Consider the following 779-nt stretch of genomic DNA (forward strand, 5'->3'; position numbering starts at 1 on the left):
AGTCGTAACAAGGTAGCCCTAGGGGAACCTGGGGCTGGATCACCTCCTTAAACGATAAGAAGCTCTGGTGAGCGTTCACACAAATTATCTGATATCTGTAGTTTAGAGTGTTGTTGTCTGAATCGATTTGAAACATTTAGATACAGACATATGTTTGGGTCTGTAGCTCAGTTGGTTAGAGCGCACCCCTGATAAGGGTGAGGTCGGCCGTTCAAATCGGCCCAGACCCACCAATTCTGCAAAGAATTGGTGTAAAACAAAATATGGGGCCATAGCTCAGCTGGGAGAGCGCCTGCTTTGCACGCAGGAGGTCTGCGGTTCGATCCCGCATGGCTCCACCACTTCTCAAAGTGGTGAGAAATCAAAACAACACACAAAGCCTTAAGCAAGATGCTTGGACAGTTGATCGAGAGAATGATTCTTTTCTTCTTATTCGATAACGACTGATGCTTCCTAGTCTCTGACTTAGTGCTTTGCACTAAACTTGCTCTTTAACAATATGACATTTTGAAATAGACGATAATCAAGCGTCAAACCGGTGGGTTGCGTTTGTTGGATCTTAATTCCTTCTGATCCAATAAATGACAATCTATTATCGTAAATCCAGTGCTGAACAAAAGCAGCGTTGGTATGTAGTTCAAAGTAGCCACTGATTAAGTTGATCTTGAATCAATCTTAAAAAGTGAAAAACTATTTTGGGTTATATGGTCAAGTGACCAAGCGTGCACGGTGGATGCCTTGGCAGTCAGAGGCGATGAAGGACGTGGTAATCTGCGAAA

Annotated in this window: 2 tRNA genes; both read left to right on the plus strand. The window is 43.6% G+C overall.

Annotated features, from left to right (window positions below):
• Positions 1-156 precede the first annotated feature (156 nt).
• Positions 157-233, plus strand: a tRNA-Ile gene (locus FJM67_RS17390).
• A 32-nt stretch (positions 234-265) separates the two neighbouring features.
• Positions 266-341: transfer RNA gene (locus FJM67_RS17395), tRNA-Ala, on the plus strand.
• Positions 342-779 lie beyond the last annotated feature (438 nt).

Origin of the sequence: Maribrevibacterium harenarium, assembly GCF_006385675.1 — a bacterium.
Lineage (GTDB): Bacteria > Pseudomonadota > Gammaproteobacteria > Pseudomonadales > Marinomonadaceae > Marinomonas > Marinomonas harenarium.